At 62.3% G+C, this 14,686-nt stretch carries 15 protein-coding genes and 1 riboswitch; of the genes, 9 read left to right on the forward strand and 6 right to left on the reverse strand.

The features are described 5' to 3' along the window. Positions 1–122: 122 nt before the first annotated feature. Positions 123–2,120, reverse strand: coding sequence for a transketolase (gene tkt, locus UCMB321_RS25250; protein WP_040071391.1), 1,998 nt, complete (start codon positions 2,118–2,120; stop codon positions 123–125). A gap of 272 nt (positions 2,121–2,392) precedes the next feature. Between tkt and UCMB321_RS25255 the strand changes: the two genes are divergently transcribed. From UCMB321_RS25255 to UCMB321_RS25270, 4 genes are all read left to right on the forward strand, one after another. Beyond that, positions 2,393–3,409 carry an ArsR/SmtB family transcription factor gene (locus UCMB321_RS25255; RefSeq protein WP_040071392.1) on the forward strand — a complete coding sequence of 339 codons (1,017 nt, stop codon included), beginning with the start codon at positions 2,393–2,395 and terminating at the stop codon, positions 3,407–3,409. Further along, complete coding sequence (metK, locus tag UCMB321_RS25260) at positions 3,406–4,596, forward strand: methionine adenosyltransferase (RefSeq protein WP_040071393.1); 1,191 nt, start codon at positions 3,406–3,408, stop codon at positions 4,594–4,596. Before UCMB321_RS25255 ends, metK begins: the two co-directional genes overlap by 4 nt. 127 nt (positions 4,597–4,723) lie before the next feature. Next, a complete protein-coding gene (gene ligB, locus UCMB321_RS25265; protein WP_040071395.1) occupies positions 4,724–6,394 on the forward strand; it encodes an NAD-dependent DNA ligase LigB in 1,671 nt (556 codons plus the stop codon). A gap of 100 nt (positions 6,395–6,494) precedes the next feature. Beyond that, on the forward strand, positions 6,495–6,890 hold the full coding sequence (locus UCMB321_RS25270) for a DUF1090 domain-containing protein (protein ID WP_040071396.1): 396 nt from the start codon (positions 6,495–6,497) through the stop codon (positions 6,888–6,890). Positions 6,891–6,941: 51 nt separating this feature from the next. Here the strand turns inward: UCMB321_RS25270 and UCMB321_RS25275 are convergent, their stop codons facing one another. Further along, positions 6,942–7,391 carry a c-type cytochrome gene (locus tag UCMB321_RS25275; protein WP_040071397.1) on the reverse strand — a complete coding sequence of 150 codons (450 nt, stop codon included), beginning with the start codon at positions 7,389–7,391 and terminating at the stop codon, positions 6,942–6,944. Between the two features lie 146 nt (positions 7,392–7,537). Here UCMB321_RS25275 and mltA point away from each other — a divergent pair, with 146 nt between their 5' ends. Then, positions 7,538–8,686, forward strand: coding sequence for a murein transglycosylase A (mltA, locus tag UCMB321_RS25280; RefSeq protein WP_040071398.1), 1,149 nt, complete (start codon positions 7,538–7,540; stop codon positions 8,684–8,686). A 31-nt stretch (positions 8,687–8,717) separates the two neighbouring features. On the opposite strand, the gene UCMB321_RS25285 is transcribed toward mltA, so the two are convergent. From UCMB321_RS25285 to UCMB321_RS25300, 4 genes are all read right to left on the reverse strand, one after another. After that, positions 8,718–9,104: an MAPEG family protein gene (locus UCMB321_RS25285; RefSeq protein WP_040071399.1), complete on the reverse strand. Its 387-nt coding sequence runs from the start codon at positions 9,102–9,104 to the stop codon at positions 8,718–8,720. 146 nt (positions 9,105–9,250) lie between these two features. Then, positions 9,251–9,475: a helix-turn-helix domain-containing protein gene (locus tag UCMB321_RS25290; protein WP_040071400.1), complete on the reverse strand. Its 225-nt coding sequence runs from the start codon at positions 9,473–9,475 to the stop codon at positions 9,251–9,253. A 12-nt stretch (positions 9,476–9,487) separates the two neighbouring features. Then, on the reverse strand, positions 9,488–10,036 hold the full coding sequence (locus tag UCMB321_RS25295) for a DUF2975 domain-containing protein (protein WP_040071401.1): 549 nt from the start codon (positions 10,034–10,036) through the stop codon (positions 9,488–9,490). A 117-nt stretch (positions 10,037–10,153) separates the two neighbouring features. Then, positions 10,154–10,558, reverse strand: a complete 405-nt coding sequence (locus tag UCMB321_RS25300; protein ID WP_040071402.1) for an acyl-CoA thioesterase — start codon at positions 10,556–10,558, stop codon at positions 10,154–10,156. Between the two features lie 316 nt (positions 10,559–10,874). Between UCMB321_RS25300 and UCMB321_RS25305 the strand changes: the two genes are divergently transcribed. From UCMB321_RS25305 to metF, 4 genes are all read left to right on the forward strand, one after another. Beyond that, positions 10,875–11,378: an inclusion body family protein gene (locus tag UCMB321_RS25305; protein WP_040071403.1), complete on the forward strand. Its 504-nt coding sequence runs from the start codon at positions 10,875–10,877 to the stop codon at positions 11,376–11,378. A gap of 125 nt (positions 11,379–11,503) precedes the next feature. Continuing rightward, a complete protein-coding gene (locus UCMB321_RS25310; protein WP_040071404.1) occupies positions 11,504–12,016 on the forward strand; it encodes an AidA/PixA family protein in 513 nt (170 codons plus the stop codon). Between the two features lie 147 nt (positions 12,017–12,163). Beyond that, positions 12,164–12,270: riboswitch (S-adenosyl-L-homocysteine riboswitch) on the forward strand. Positions 12,271–12,292: 22 nt separating this feature from the next. After that, entirely contained in the window at positions 12,293–13,702 is a 1,410-nt protein-coding gene (gene ahcY, locus UCMB321_RS25315) for an adenosylhomocysteinase (protein ID WP_040071405.1), read from the forward strand. A gap of 132 nt (positions 13,703–13,834) precedes the next feature. Further along, positions 13,835–14,680, forward strand: coding sequence for a methylenetetrahydrofolate reductase [NAD(P)H] (metF, locus tag UCMB321_RS25320; RefSeq protein ID WP_040071406.1), 846 nt, complete (start codon positions 13,835–13,837; stop codon positions 14,678–14,680). The last annotated feature ends 6 nt before the right edge of the window (positions 14,681–14,686 follow it).

The raw sequence follows: 14,686 nt of genomic DNA on the forward strand, positions 1-14,686 counted from the left end.
ACCAGGGAAACCATCGCGAGCAAGCTCGCTCCTACAGGGTTTCGGTCGTTCCAAAATGGTGTGAACGACCGCCCTTTGTAGGAGCGAGCTTGCTCGCGATCCGAATGCAAGCCTTTCGGCTCTTAGTCTTCCAGCAGCTCTTCAGCCTGACCGAGGATGTTCTCCAGGGTGAAGCCGAAGTGTTCGAACAAGGCCGACGCAGGTGCCGACTCGCCGTAGGTGGTCATGCCGATGACGCGACCTTCCAGGCCCACGTACTTGTACCAGTAGTCGGCATGGGCCGCCTCGATGGCGATCCGCGCGCCCACCTGCAGCGGCAACACCGACTGCTTGTAGCTCGCGTCCTGGGCATCGAAAAGGCTGGTGCACGGCATCGACACCACACGAACCTTGCGGCCCTGCTCGGTCAGCTTGTCGAACGCCTGCACCGCCAGGCCGACTTCGGAACCGGTGGCGATCAGGATCAGCTCGGGCTCGCCCGCGCAATCCTTCAACACATAACCACCACGGCTGATGTTGTCGATCTGCGCGGCATCGCGGACCTGGTGCTGCAGGTTCTGCCGGGAGAAGATCAGCGCCGAAGGACCGTCCTTGCGCTCGATGGCGTTTTTCCAGGCCACGGCGGATTCCACCGCGTCGGCCGGACGCCAGGTGTCGAGGTTCGGCGTGCAGCGCAGGCTCGCCAGTTGCTCGATCGGCTGGTGGGTCGGGCCGTCTTCGCCCAGACCGATGGAGTCGTGGGTGTAGACATGGATCACGCGCTGCTTCATCAGCGCCGACATGCGCACCGCGTTGCGGGCGTACTCCATGAACATCAGGAAGGTCGCGCCGTAAGGCACCAGGCCGCCGTGCAGGGCGACACCGTTCATGATCGCGGTCATGCCGAACTCGCGCACGCCGTAGTACATGTAGTTGCCGCTGGCATCTTCGGCGCTGACACCCTTGCAACCTTTCCACAGGGTCAGGTTGGAACCGGCCAGGTCGGCCGAACCGCCGAGGAATTCAGGCAGCAGCGGACCGAAGGCATTCAGGGCGTTCTGGCTGGCCTTGCGGCTGGCGATGGTTTCGCCCTTGGCCGCGACTTCGGCGATGTAGGCCGAGGCTTTTTCGGCGAAGTCGGCCGGCAGCTCGCCGTTCAGGCGACGAACCAGCTCTTTGGCTTCGGCCGGGAAGGCCGCGGAGTAGGCGGCGAAACGCTGGTCCCACTCGGCTTCGACCGCGCGACCGGCTTCCTTGGCGTCCCACTCGGCATAGATGTCGGCAGGGATTTCGAACGGGCCGTGGTTCCACTTCAGCGCTTCGCGGGTCAGGGCGATTTCCGCGTCACCCAGCGGGGCGCCGTGGCAATCTTCCTTGCCTTGCTTGTTCGGCGAGCCGAAGCCGATGGTGGTCTTGCAGCAGATCAGGGTCGGCTGCTGGCTCTTGCGGGCAGTCTCGATCGCGGTCTTGATCTCTTCCGGATCGTGGCCGTCGACGTTGCGGATCACCTGCCAGTTGTAGGCTTCGAAACGCTTCGGCGTATCGTCGGTGAACCAGCCTTCGACTTCGCCGTCGATGGAGATGCCGTTGTCATCGTAGAAGGCGATCAGCTTGCCCAGGCCCAGGGTGCCGGCCAGGGAAGCGACTTCGTGAGAAATGCCTTCCATCATGCAGCCATCACCGAGGAACACATAGGTGTGGTGGTCGACGATGTTGTGGCCGGGACGGTTGAACTGTGCGCCCAGGACTTTTTCCGCCAGGGCGAAGCCGACGGCGTTGGCCAGGCCTTGGCCCAGCGGACCGGTGGTGGTTTCCACGCCCGCGGTGTAACCGTATTCCGGGTGACCCGGGGTGCGGCTGTGCAGCTGGCGGAAGCTCTTCAGGTCGTCGATCGACAGGTCGTAGCCGGTCAGGTGCAGCAACGAGTAGATCAGCATCGAGCCATGGCCGTTGGACAGGATGAAACGGTCACGGTCGGCGAACGACGGATTGCTCGGGTTGTGCTTCAGGTAGTCACGCCACAGTACTTCGGCAATATCCGCCATACCCATGGGGGCACCGGGATGGCCGCTGTTGGCTTTTTGCACGGCATCCATGCTGAGGGCACGAATGGCGTTGGCACGCTCACGACGGCTGGGCATCGCTGATCTCCTGGGGATGTTGATTCGAAAGTAAATAAAACGAAACGGAAAAAAGGCGAGCATTTTCCCTCAGGGACCGCCAAGGGGCAATGACAGATAGTCACTGCGAGGCGTTTTTCCTGCGGATAGTTGCCCATTGCGCGGATGAATCCTTTCCGCCACCGACCTATAGAGCACCGCGAAGAGCGGAAAGTGCCGCCCATCCATCAATATCAAAACTTTTTGATATTGATCTTGCTAGCCGACCGAGGGGTCACTAGACTGCTGGCCTTATGAATTTACCCGCGCCCGAGATCCGTCATGACGACAGCGACGACCTGCCCGCCCTGTGCAAGGCCGGCGGCGATCCGTTGCGCCTGAACGTCTTGCGGGCCCTGGCCAACGATTCGTTCGGCGTGCTGGAGCTGGCGCAGATCTTCGGCATCGGCCAGTCCGGCATGAGCCACCACCTGAAAGTACTGGCCCAGGCCGGCCTGGTGGCCACTCGTCGTGAAGGCAATGCAATCTTCTACCGGCGCGCCCTGCCCCACACCGGGCGCCTGGGCGGCAAGCTGCACGCGGCGCTGCTTGAGGAGGTCGACGCGCTCGACCTGCCGGGCGACGTCCAGGCCCGCATCGGCCTGGTGCACAGCCAGCGCGCCGCCGCCAGCCAGGACTTTTTCGCCCGGGTGGCGGAAAAGTTCCGCGCCCAGCAAGACCTGATCGCCGGCCTGCCGCAGTACCGCGACAGCGTCCTGGCGCTGCTCGACAAGCTGAGCTTCGCCCCCCAGGCCACGGCCCTGGAAGTCGGCCCCGGCGACGGCGCCTTCCTGCCGGAACTGGCGCGGCGCTTCCAGCGGGTCACCGCGCTGGACAACAGCCCGGCCATGCTCGAACTGGCTCGCCAGCTGTGTGAGCGCGAAGCCCTGGCTAATGTCAGCCTGCAATTGGCCGATGCCTTGCAGGAGGCCAGGCTGCAAGCCGACTGCGTGGTCCTGAACATGGTGCTGCACCATTTCGCCGCGCCGGCCGAGGCCCTCAAGCAGATGGCCGGCCTGCTGCAACCTGGCGGTAGTTTGTTAGTGACAGAATTGTGTAGCCACAACCAGAGCTGGGCCAGGGAGGCCTGCGGTGATCTCTGGCTGGGGTTCGAACAGGACGATCTGGCCCGTTGGGCCATCGCTGCGGGGCTCGTGCCCGAGGACAGCCTCTATGTAGGCTTACGTAATGGTTTCCAGATCCAGGTTCGCCACTTTCAGCGACCCGCTGGCGCCACACACATCGGTAACTCAGGAAAACCATCGATATGAGCGAATATTCCGTTTTCACCTCCGAGTCCGTGTCCGAAGGGCATCCGGACAAAATCGCCGACCAGATTTCCGATGCGGTGCTGGACGCCATCATTGCTGAAGACAAGTTCGCCCGCGTCGCGTGCGAAACCCTGGTGAAAACCGGTGTGGCGATCATCGCTGGCGAAGTGACCACTTCGGCCTGGGTCGACCTCGAAGACATCGTCCGTAACGTGATCCTCGACATCGGCTACAACAGCTCCGACGTCGGCTTCGACGGCGCCACCTGCGGGGTGATGAACATCATCGGCAAGCAGTCCGTGGACATCGCCCAGGGCGTTGACCGCAGCAAGCCGGAAGACCAGGGCGCCGGTGACCAGGGCCTGATGTTCGGCTACGCCAGCAACGAAACCGACGTGCTGATGCCCGCGCCGATCACCTTCTCCCACCAGTTGGTACAGCGTCAGGCCGAAGCCCGCAAATCGGGCCTGCTGCCATGGCTGCGCCCGGACGCCAAGTCCCAGGTCACCTGCCGCTATGAAAACGGCAAGGTCGTCGGCGTCGACGCCATCGTCCTGTCGACCCAGCACAACCCGGAAGTGTCCTACAAGGACCTGCGCGAAGGCGTGATGGAGCTGATCGTCAAGCACGTCATCCCGGCCGAGCTGCTGACCAAGGACACCCAGTTCCACATCAACCCGACCGGCAACTTCATCATTGGTGGCCCGGTGGGCGACTGCGGCCTGACCGGTCGCAAGATCATCGTCGACAGCTACGGCGGCATGGCCCGTCACGGCGGTGGCGCGTTCTCCGGCAAGGATCCATCCAAGGTTGACCGTTCCGCCGCCTACGCCGGTCGTTACGTGGCCAAGAACATCGTCGCCGCCGGCCTGGCCGACCGTTGCGAAATCCAGGTGTCCTACGCCATCGGCGTCGCCCAACCGACCTCGATCTCGTTGAACACCTTCGGCACCGGCAAGATCGGCGATGACAAGATCATCAAGCTGGTTCGCGAAGTCTTCGACCTGCGTCCTTACGCGATCACCACCATGCTCGACCTGCTGCACCCGATGTACCAGGACACCGCTGCCTACGGCCACTTCGGTCGCGCGCCGCAAACCAAGACCGTGGGCGACGACACCTTCACCACGTTCACCTGGGAAAAAACCGACCGCGCCGCCGCGCTGCGCGACGCCGCCAACCTGTAATTTCCCCTGCTGGTCGGTCGGCTCAAGCAAGCCGACACACCCAGTAAAACAGCCCCGCCTCGCGCGGGGCTTTTTTATGCGCGCCGTGATCTAGGCTTGGATTTTAGGTCGAGCAAGGATGCTCAGGATGCGCCTCTCCAGTGGTTTTCTGCTGTTCGCTGTTTGCCTTGCTGCCCACGCCCACGCTTGCCCGGACTGGCAGGCGGAGCGCGCCCGGCGAGAAATCGACGCCCTGCAAGCACAGCTGGCCCAATGGGACCAAAGCTACCATCGTCAAGGCCTCTCACCCGTAGCCGACGAACTCTACGACCAGTCCCGCCAACGGCTCGAACAGTGGCGCGGCTGTTTCCACCTGCCGCCCGGCAAGCGGGACACACCACCGGGCGCGGCAGGTCCCGCCGTCCACCCGACCGCCCATACCGGCCTCGACAAGCTGCCGGACGCCGAGGCCGTCCGGGCCTGGATGAAAGACCGCGAAGGCCTGTGGGTTCAGCCCAAGGTCGATGGCGTGGCGGTGACCCTGGTTTATCGCCAGGGCCGGCTGCACCAGGCCATCAGTCGCGGCAACGGGCTGAGCGGGCAGGACTGGACCGCCTCGGCCCGCAAGATCCCGGCGATCCCCGGCACCCTGCCCGTCGCCCGCGACCTGGTGTTGCAAGGCGAGTTGTACTGGCGCCTGCCGAATCACGTGCAGGCCCGCCAAGGCAGCCTGAACGCCCGTGGCACGGTGGCCGGACTGATGGCCCGGCACCAGCTGGGCAGCACGGAAGCCGAGGGTATCGGCCTGTTTGTCTGGGACTGGCCGCAAGGGCCGGCGACGCAGACGGAACGGCTGGACGGATTGGAAGCGCTGGGCTTCCCGGACAGCAAGACCTACAGCCAGCCCGTCGATGATTTCAGCCAGGCCGAACACTGGCGCAACCACTGGTACCGCCATCCCTTGCCGTTCGCCAGCGACGGCATCGTTCTGCGCCAGAGCCGGCGCCCCGCCGCGCATGGCTGGCAAGCCCAACCACCCTACTGGAGCGTGGCCTGGAAATATCCTCACGCCCAGGCATTGGCCCACGTGCGCAAGGTCAGTTTCAAGGTCGGGCGGACCGGGCGGATCACCCCGATGCTGGAGCTGACGCCGGTGCGACTCGATGACCGACAGATCAAGCGGGTCAGTCTCGGCTCGCTGCAACGCTGGCAGGCCCTGGATATCCGCCCCGGCGACCAGGTCGCGATCAGCCTCGCCGGCCTGACCATCCCCCGCCTGGACAGCGTGGTCTGGCGCAGCACCGAACGTGAGCCGCTGCCCGTCCCCGACCCTCGGCGCTTCCACGGACTGAGTTGCTGGCAGTACGGCCCGGGTTGCGAAAGCCAGTTTCTCGCCCGCTTGCGCTGGCTGAGCGGCAAGCAGGGACTGGATCTGCCTCACCTGGGCGGCGGTACCTGGGAAAAGCTGGTGGCAAGCGGGCGCATCGAGCGACTGCTCGATTGGTTGACCCTGGAGGAGGAAGAGCTTGTTACCATGGCCGGCTTCGGCCCGCGCAGCCGTGCGCGATGGCTTGAGACGGTCCGGTTGGCCCGCCAGCGACCTTTCGAGCACTGGCTCAAGGCGCTGGGACTGCCGCCCGCCGCCACGACCGCCCTGGACGAACCCTGGTCGGTATTGGCAGGCCGTACGCTCGAGACATGGCAGGCCATGCCCGGCGTCGGAGCTGAGCGGGCGATCCAACTGAGCGCATTTTTCCGCGACCAGGAAGTACAGAAACTGGCCGAAACATTACGTAACGCCGGTATCGAGGGATTTTAGAGACATAATCCCTGATTAATTCAGACTATTCATACAGACAGTATTGCCATCTATTTTCAGAGTGACTGTTTTTCAATCATTGTTTCAGTCCGGAGTGTCTATGAGATTTTTTCCACCGCTGGCGGTCCTAACCTTGTGCAGCATCCTGGCCACCCCCCTGCTGGCCGCCGAAGAGCCCACTGCACTGACCGGTTGCGCCGCCAAGCGCCAGGCCATCGGCAGCCAGCTCGACATCGCCAAGACCCAGGGCAACAGCGAGCAGCAGGCCGGCCTGGAAAAGGCACTGGACGAAGTGACCACCCATTGCACCGATGCTTCGCTGAAAAGAGAACGGGAAAACAAGGTGCTCGACGCCAAGCACGAAGTCAGCCGACGTCAGGCCGACCTCGACAAGGCGATGAAAAAAGGCGATCCGGACAAGATCAACAAGCGCAAGGAAAAGCTGGCCGAGTCACGCAAGGAATTGCAGGGCGCGCTGGATGAGTTGGACAAATAAGCAACGGGGACAGGGTGCCGAACAGAAGCCGGGCGCGCCATCCCCCGTGCTTCAATGATCGCGAAATTCCTTATGACAGGCATCGCAGGCGTCCTCTACCTTCTCGACCGCCGGCTTCAGGATACTGGCCTTGTACGGCTGGACCTGACTGGCCAGCCGCAACTCCCCGGTCGCGGACTCCAGCGAGCGGGCCAACTCCTGGAAATGCGCCTGCTTCTGCCAGACCGCATCCCGGGCACTGGTATGATCCGCTTCCTTGACTTGCGGGAAGTGCTTCCACGGCTCATGGGACAGGCTGTCGAGCTGGTTCGATCCCTCGACGAAACGCGGCCCGTCAAAGGGAATGCGGCCGCGCAGCATGCCGCCCAGGTCTTCACTGGTCTTGAGCATCTGCTTGAAAATGGTCTTGCGTTGCCCTAAAGGAGAATTCGGGTCGACGCCGCCGCAAGCACTGAGGGCCAGGCAGGCCAGCAATACAACAGAAAGGCTTTTAAGAGTCATGGTGGCTTCAGGTCACGGGAAACGGCGGCCAGTATCCTCGCCTCATCGCCAAACACCAATAGTTCGACCCCTTTTTAACCACACTAAATCAGTGGATTTGCTGAACAGAGTCTGAACAGGCAATCACCCAAGGAATTCACCGCTGTATGAACACCACTTTCAAACGACTGGCTGCAAGCCTCTGCGCCTTCGCCCTGCTCGCCGGCTGCAACCACAAGGAAACCCCGGCGCCCGCCCCGCTGACCACCTACCTCAAGGCGGACTGGCAAGCGTTGCCGGCGGTGTCCGATGCGGACCTCCAAGCCGGTTTCCGTTCGTGGCGTGGCGCCTGCGCCCGGCTCAAGGCCGACGCCAACTGGGGGCCGACCTGCCTGGCAGCCGCGAATGTCGCCGACACCCCGGCGGCCATTCGCGACTTTCTCCGGCAGAACCTGGAGGTCTACGGCCTGCGCTCGGCGCAGAACAGTGCCGACGGCCTGATCACCGGCTACTACGAACCCGTCTACCGCGGCAGCCTGACCCAGACCGCCGAGGCCACGGTGCCGGTCTATGGCGTACCGGACGACCTGATCGTCGTGCAGCTCGACAGCCTCTACCCCGAACTCAAGGGCAAGCGCCTGCGGGGGCGGCTCGAAGGCCGCGTGGTGAAACCCTATGACGATGCGGCGCTGATCGCCACCCAGGGCGTCAAGGCCCCGGTGCTGGCCTGGCTGACCGACCCGATGGACCTGCAATTCCTGCAGATCCAGGGTTCCGGCAGGATTCGCCTGGACGACGGCCAGCAACTGCGGATCGGTTACGCCGACCAGAACGGTTACCCCTATCGCGCCATCGGTCGCTGGCTGGTGGAACAAGGCGAACTGAAGAAGGAAGACGTCACCATGGGCGCCATCAGTGCCTGGGCCAAGGCGCATCCGACGCGTATCCCGCAATTGCTCGGCAGCAACCCCAGCTATGTGTTCTTCGCCCGCAACCCGGACAGCAACGAAGGCCCGCGCGGCTCGCTGAACGTACCACTGACGGCCGGCTACAGCGTGGCGGTGGATCGCAAAGTGATTCCGCTGGGCAGCCTGCTGTGGCTGTCGACGACCAAGCCGGATGGCAGTGCCCTGGTCCGTCCGGTGGCGGCCCAGGACACCGGCGGCGCGATTGCCGGCGAGGTCCGCGCCGACCTGTTCTGGGGCACCGGCGATGCGGCGGGGCAACTGGCCGGGGACATGAAGCAGAAAGGCAATCTCTGGATGCTGTGGCCCAAGGGCATGGCGTTGCCCAAGGCAGCGGAAACAGGCAGCTGATCACTGCCTGATCGGAAGACGGGAGCGAGCCTTAGATCGAGGCGAAAAAGAACGCCGCGATCAAGGCCATGCCGACAGACCACACCAGCGTGCGCAGTATCGCCCAGTCCGCCAGGTAGCAGATGATGTAGAGCAGGCGACTGGTGATGAACAGCACCGCCAGCACATTGATGGTCACCAGTGACGCAGTGCCGGCGATATGGGCAATGATCACCGCCGCGGCAAAGGCCGGGGCGACCTCGAAGCCGTTCAACTGCGCCGAGTGGGCCCGCTTGCCGAAACCTTCAAGACCGTCGAGAAAGGCCCGCGGGTCATGGTTCTCCCGCAGGCCGAACTTGCCGCCACCGAACCTGGTGATGACGGTACACACGTAAGGCAGGAGAATCGCGATCAATACACACCAGAAAGCAACGGTCATGGCAGAGTCCCTGAAGAGTGCCCAGCGGCATTGTCCACAACACTAGCGCATAACCGGACAACCCACAGAAACCGACATGCCAACTCTCCACGGCTGTTTAGACTGACACCACCACGGCGCACTCAGCAGAGGGTGAACACCTCGGCTTAAGCGTCGGAGTCTTTCACGGTGGGTTGATATTTCAGCAGATCGCCGGGCTGGCAATCGAGCGCCTCGCAAATGGCCTCGAGGGTCGCCAGGCGAAAGCCCTTGACCTTGCCCTGCTTCAACAAGGAAAGATTCTGCTCGGTGATGCCAATCTGCGCCGCCAGGTCCTTGGACTTGACCTTGCGCAGGGCCAGCATCACATCCAGCGTTATTTCAATCGACATCGATACATCCCACTAGATGAATTGTTGACTTTCACGGGCCATCTGGCAGGCATTGCCCATGATCCGGGCCACCAGCATGACCGCGGCGGCCAGAAACAGGGCGACCAGGTGAGCGGGGCTGAAACCGAAACTCAGCATGCGCTCTCCCGGAGGCAGCAACAGGGTTATCCACACGCTCATCAGCGGATACAGCAGCACGCTGGAAAGCACCCACAGGCCGACACTCTTGCCTACCGTGCCCAGCAGCCCGGCCGCTTCCGGCGAGAAATACTCACCTTGCGCATACGCCCGGAACAACGAGCGCAGCGCTTCCAGCCCGCGCGTCAGGATCAGCAACGGGAGGCTGCTCAGCAGCATGCCGCCACCCACCTGCCACCAGGGCATGGCGGCGATATCGACCTCAAGATCCCTGACCAGGGAGGTCAGGTTGAAGTCCAACCCATGTTCGACAAGGTTCGGAAAAATCCAGCAAGCCAGGTTGAGCAGCAACATGCTCACCAGCAAGACCAGTGTCGCGCTTGCCAGCAACCGACTGTGTTTGATCAAGCGATCGTCTTTCATCGAATACTCCTGTTGTCTTTGGCCGGATGACCAGCCAAAGAAACTAACAGGGGCAAAAATCATCGTAAAACGATAATTTATTACAAAATAACAGCAAATATAGGAGCGCGTCAGGCGTCAGGGATGGGGCTCGTCATCCTTGAACTGATCCTTCACGTACTTGATCTCGGTCCGCCCATGGGGCGCCGGCAGGCCATCCTCGCCGAGATTGACGAAGACCATTTTCTCCACGGTCAGGATGCTTTTGCGGGTGATCTTGTTGCGCACTTCACAGGTCAGGGTGATGGACGTACGACCGAATTCGGTGGCAGTGATACCCAGCTCGATGATGTCGCCCTGGCGCGAGGCGCTGACAAAATTGATCTCGGAAATGTACTTGGTCACCACACGCTGGTTGCCCAGCTGGACGATGGCGTAGATCGCCGCCTCCTCGTCGATCCAGCGCAGCAGGCTGCCGCCGAACAGCGTGCCATTGGGATTGAGGTCTTCGGGTTTGACCCATTTGCGGGTGTGGAAATTCATGCGTTCTCCTGACCGGCTTGCCGCCGGATGACACTATCCGACAGGCCTGAACCCTCATGTTAGAACGCTTGCCCGGCGACTCCAACCGCTTGCGAACATCAGTCGCAAAATGACCCGTGGTCCGCGAGGTTGTTTGACAGCCCTCCACCCTTGTCTATGCTGCGTCCGTGACCTGCTGGAACGGACCCAGCATTCAGCCAACCGGAACTTGGCAACACAGCGCCATCAAAGCAATGCGCAGGACGCGCAAGCTCCGCAAGGCCATGGGGGGACCAGCATCTCACCATTGACCCACCACCAAGTAAGGACGCTTAACATGTCTCGAGTTACCGATGTACTCGTCAGCTTTGACACCGAAACCATCCTGAAAAAATACCCCAACCCCAGCCGCAACCCCGACGCCCCGACGCTGATCGACTGGCAACACGTCTACATGATCACCAACCAGGACAATGTGGTCAGTGGCCAGGCCGGTGGTGAACTCGATCTCAAGGCGCAGGTCGGCGACCTGATCCGCTGGCGTGAAACCAGCCTGTCGCTGGGCTTCGAGAAATCGGTGATTTTCTATCGGTTCATCGGCAACGTCGGCGCCAACCTGATTTCGACCCCGACGCCACGCAAGGCGACCGCCTCGTACGCCCAACCCAATACCAGCAACCCGGTCATCCCGACCTGCCAGAAAGTCGATAACTACTACTGGTCGTCGGAAACCCTGGAGACCGGTCGCGTGACCTACCACTTCAACTTCATGATCGTGGACCGCGATTGCAAGCCATGCGGCTACTTCTCCTGGGATCCGTTCATCAGCATCCATAACTGAGGCGGGATCCTCCACCGACGCTTCGTGGCCAACGCGAAGCGTCACCCCCTGGCGACTCTCGTCACGGCTGACCGGGGCAACACGGCCAGGGCGTAGCATTGGCAGACTCAGGGAAGGAAACCTCCATGCCCCAAGACTCGTTCGACAGACACCTGCTGTTCATCCTGGACAGCGAAACCCTGCTCGCAAACCATCCGACGCCCAGTGTTTCGGCGGATTCGCCGACCGCGACCCAGGCGCGCCACCTGTTTATCCAGGGCGGTCGCCCGGAACACTGGCAGGGCCCGGACCGGCAGCCCTTCAGCTTTTCGGCGCAACCCGGCGACAACCTGCATATCCGCTGCGCACCGATTGCACTGCGCGGAGAAAACCTGTTTTTCGTGCATGACCTCCAGGTCCTCGATAACGCCATCCTCGCCCCCGCGAAAGCTTCCACGCGGCCCGGCGTCCGCCTGCCACGACCGCGCTTCGACAATCCGCTGGAGCTGGAAACCGAAATGGCGGATGACTATTTCTGGGAAAGCCGGCTGAACGCCCATGGCCGTACCGGAGTCGATCTGCGCTTTGCCCTGCTCAAGAACGACGGCTCGATCCTCGGCTATTTCTCGATGGCCCTGGAGCTCGACTTTCAGCCCTGAGCCCCCCTGCAGGAAACCTTCAGCGTCGACCCGCGCGGGTCGGCGCGACAAACTGCACGCTAATCACTTGGGCAAGCCGCAAAAGCCGCGTTATACTGCCCGCCGTTTCAAAACGGTAACCTTCTCTTGGTACCGTTTTCCCGCCACCTGTCCGAGGGGCGCTGCAGCAGGTTCGACCTGTCAGGCTCGGATGGGGCGTTGTTCGGTCAGGGTTCCCTGCACGGACACTAAACGCACAACGGCGCCCATTCGCATACTTACGAATGGAGGCTCTTCATGAGCGCTGTCAACACGCCTGCAGATTTCAACGACTACAAGGTCGCCGACATGTCCCTGGCTGCCTGGGGCCGTCGCGAAACCATCATCGCCGAATCGGAAATGCCGGCCCTGATGGGTCTGCGCCGCAAGTACGCCGGTGAGCAACCGCTCAAAGGCGCCAAGATCATCGGCTGCATCCACATGACCATCCAGACCGCCGTGCTGATCGAGACCCTGGTTGCCCTGGGTGCCGAAGTGCGCTGGTCGTCCTGCAACATCTTCTCGACCCAGGACCAGGCCGCTGCCGCCATCGCCGCCGCCGGTATCCCGGTATTCGCCTGGAAGGGCGAGACCGAGCAAGAGTACGAGTGGTGCATCGAGCAGACCATCCTCAAGGACGGTCAGCCTTGGGACGCCAACATGATCCTCGACGACGGCGGCGACCTGACCGAGATCATCCACAAGAAATACCCGGCCATGCTGGACAAGATCCACGGCGTGACCGAAGAAACCACCACCGGCGTGCATCGCCTGCTGGACATGCTGGCCAAGGGCGAGCTGAAAATCCCGGCCATCAACGTCAACGACTCGGTGACCAAGAGCAAGAACGACAACAAGTACGGCTGCCGTCATAGCCTGAACGATGCCATCAAGCGCGGCACCGACCACCTGCTGTCCGGCAAGCAGGCGCTGGTGATCGGCTACGGTGACGTGGGCAAGGGTTCGGCCCAGTCCCTGCGTCAGGAAGGCATGATCGTCAAGGTGTCCGAAGTCGACCCGATCTGCGCCATGCAAGCCTGCATGGACGGTTTCGAAGTGGTTTCGCCGTTCATCAACGGCCAGAACGACGGCACCGCCGCGAGCATCGACGCCGCCCTGCTGGGCAAGATCGACCTGATCGTTACCACCACCGGTAACGTCAATGTCTGCGATGCGAACATGCTCAAGGCCTTGAAGAAGCGCGCCGTGGTCTGCAACATCGGTCACTTCGACAACGAAATCGACACCGCTTTCATGCGCAAAAACTGGGCATGGGAAGAAGTGAAGCCACAGGTGCACAAGATCCACCGCACCGGCCATGGCGATTTCGATCCGCAGAACGACGACTACCTGATCCTGCTGGCCGAAGGCCGCCTGGTGAACCTGGGCAACGCCACCGGCCACCCAAGCCGTATCATGGACGGCTCGTTCGCCAACCAGGTACTGGCGCAGATCTTCCTGTTCGGCCAGAAGTACGCCGACCTGTCCGCCGCTCAGAAAGCCGAGCGCCTGACCGTGGAAGTGCTGCCGAAGAAACTCGACGAAGAAGTGGCCCTGGAAATGGTTCGCGGCTTCGGCGGCGTGGTCACTCAACTGACCAAGCAACAGGCTGACTACATCGGCGTCACCGTCGAAGGTCCGTTCAAGCCGCACGCTTATCGCTACTGATACGCCCGGTTCCCGGTAGGAGCAAGCTTGCTCGCGAGGCGGTGCAACTGACACACCGCATCGCCTTCATCGCGAGCAATCTCGCTCCTACAGGGGCTCGCGTCCGGCTTTCGAGTTTCCAAGGATACGACCATGTCCCAAGATCGTCGCTACAGCTTCGAGTTCTTCCCGACCAAGACCGATGCTGGGCAGGAAAAACTGCTCGCCACTGCGCGTCAGCTGGCCGACTACAACCCCGACTTCTTCTCCTGCACCTACGGTGCCGGTGGCTCGACCCGCGACCGCACGATGAACACCGTGCTGCAGCTCGAGAGCGAAGTAAAGATTCCCGCCGCGCCGCACCTGTCCTGCGTCGGCGACAGCAAGGCCGACCTGCGCGGCCTGCTGGAGCTATACAAGAACGCCGGCATCCAGCGCATCGTCGCCCTGCGTGGCGACCTGCCTTCCGGCATGGGCATGGCCAGCGGCGAGCTGCGTCACGCCAACGACCTGGTGAGCTTCATCCGTGAAGAAACCGGCAGCCACTTCCACATCGAAGTCGCCGCCTACCCGGAAATGCACCCCCAGGCGCGCAACTTCGAAGACGACCTGCGCAATTTCGTGCGCAAGGCCAACGCCGGCGCCGACAGTGCGATCACCCAGTATTTCTTCAACGCCGACAGCTACTTCTATTTCGTCGAGCGCGTGCGTCAGCTGGGTGTGAATATCCCGATCGTGCCGGGCATCATGCCGATCACCAACTACAGCAAGCTGGCGCGTTTCTCCGACGCCTGCGGCGCGGAAATCCCACGTTGGATCCGCAAGCAACTGGAAGCCTACGGTGACGACACCCAGAGCATCCAGGCCTTCGGCGAGCAGGTGATCAGCCAGATGTGCGAACGCCTGCTGCAAGGTGGTGCACCCGGGCTGCACTTCTACACCCTGAACCAGGCGGAACCGAGCCTGGCCATCTGGAACAACCTGAAGCTGCCCCGCTGAGCCCTG

The organism is Pseudomonas batumici (genome assembly GCF_000820515.1).
Taxonomy (GTDB): domain Bacteria; phylum Pseudomonadota; class Gammaproteobacteria; order Pseudomonadales; family Pseudomonadaceae; genus Aquipseudomonas; species Aquipseudomonas batumici.

What these genes read in the sequence shown, in the direction of transcription:
- tkt (WP_040071391.1), bottom strand. Translation starts at nt 2,120, where the DNA reads ATGCCCAGCCGTCGTGAGCGTGCCAACGCCATTCGTGCCCTCAGCATG.
- UCMB321_RS25255 (WP_040071392.1), top strand. Translation starts at nt 2,393, where the DNA reads ATGAATTTACCCGCGCCCGAGATCCGTCATGACGACAGCGACGACCTG.
- metK (WP_040071393.1), top strand. Translation starts at nt 3,406, where the DNA reads ATGAGCGAATATTCCGTTTTCACCTCCGAGTCCGTGTCCGAAGGGCAT.
- ligB (WP_040071395.1), top strand. Translation starts at nt 4,724, where the DNA reads ATGCGCCTCTCCAGTGGTTTTCTGCTGTTCGCTGTTTGCCTTGCTGCC.
- UCMB321_RS25270 (WP_040071396.1), top strand. Translation starts at nt 6,495, where the DNA reads ATGAGATTTTTTCCACCGCTGGCGGTCCTAACCTTGTGCAGCATCCTG.
- UCMB321_RS25275 (WP_040071397.1), bottom strand. Translation starts at nt 7,391, where the DNA reads ATGACTCTTAAAAGCCTTTCTGTTGTATTGCTGGCCTGCCTGGCCCTC.
- mltA (WP_040071398.1), top strand. Translation starts at nt 7,538, where the DNA reads ATGAACACCACTTTCAAACGACTGGCTGCAAGCCTCTGCGCCTTCGCC.
- UCMB321_RS25285 (WP_040071399.1), bottom strand. Translation starts at nt 9,104, where the DNA reads ATGACCGTTGCTTTCTGGTGTGTATTGATCGCGATTCTCCTGCCTTAC.
- UCMB321_RS25290 (WP_040071400.1), bottom strand. Translation starts at nt 9,475, where the DNA reads ATGTCGATTGAAATAACGCTGGATGTGATGCTGGCCCTGCGCAAGGTC.
- UCMB321_RS25295 (WP_040071401.1), bottom strand. Translation starts at nt 10,036, where the DNA reads ATGAAAGACGATCGCTTGATCAAACACAGTCGGTTGCTGGCAAGCGCG.
- UCMB321_RS25300 (WP_040071402.1), bottom strand. Translation starts at nt 10,558, where the DNA reads ATGAATTTCCACACCCGCAAATGGGTCAAACCCGAAGACCTCAATCCC.
- UCMB321_RS25305 (WP_040071403.1), top strand. Translation starts at nt 10,875, where the DNA reads ATGTCTCGAGTTACCGATGTACTCGTCAGCTTTGACACCGAAACCATC.
- UCMB321_RS25310 (WP_040071404.1), top strand. Translation starts at nt 11,504, where the DNA reads ATGCCCCAAGACTCGTTCGACAGACACCTGCTGTTCATCCTGGACAGC.
- ahcY (WP_040071405.1), top strand. Translation starts at nt 12,293, where the DNA reads ATGAGCGCTGTCAACACGCCTGCAGATTTCAACGACTACAAGGTCGCC.
- metF (WP_040071406.1), top strand. Translation starts at nt 13,835, where the DNA reads ATGTCCCAAGATCGTCGCTACAGCTTCGAGTTCTTCCCGACCAAGACC.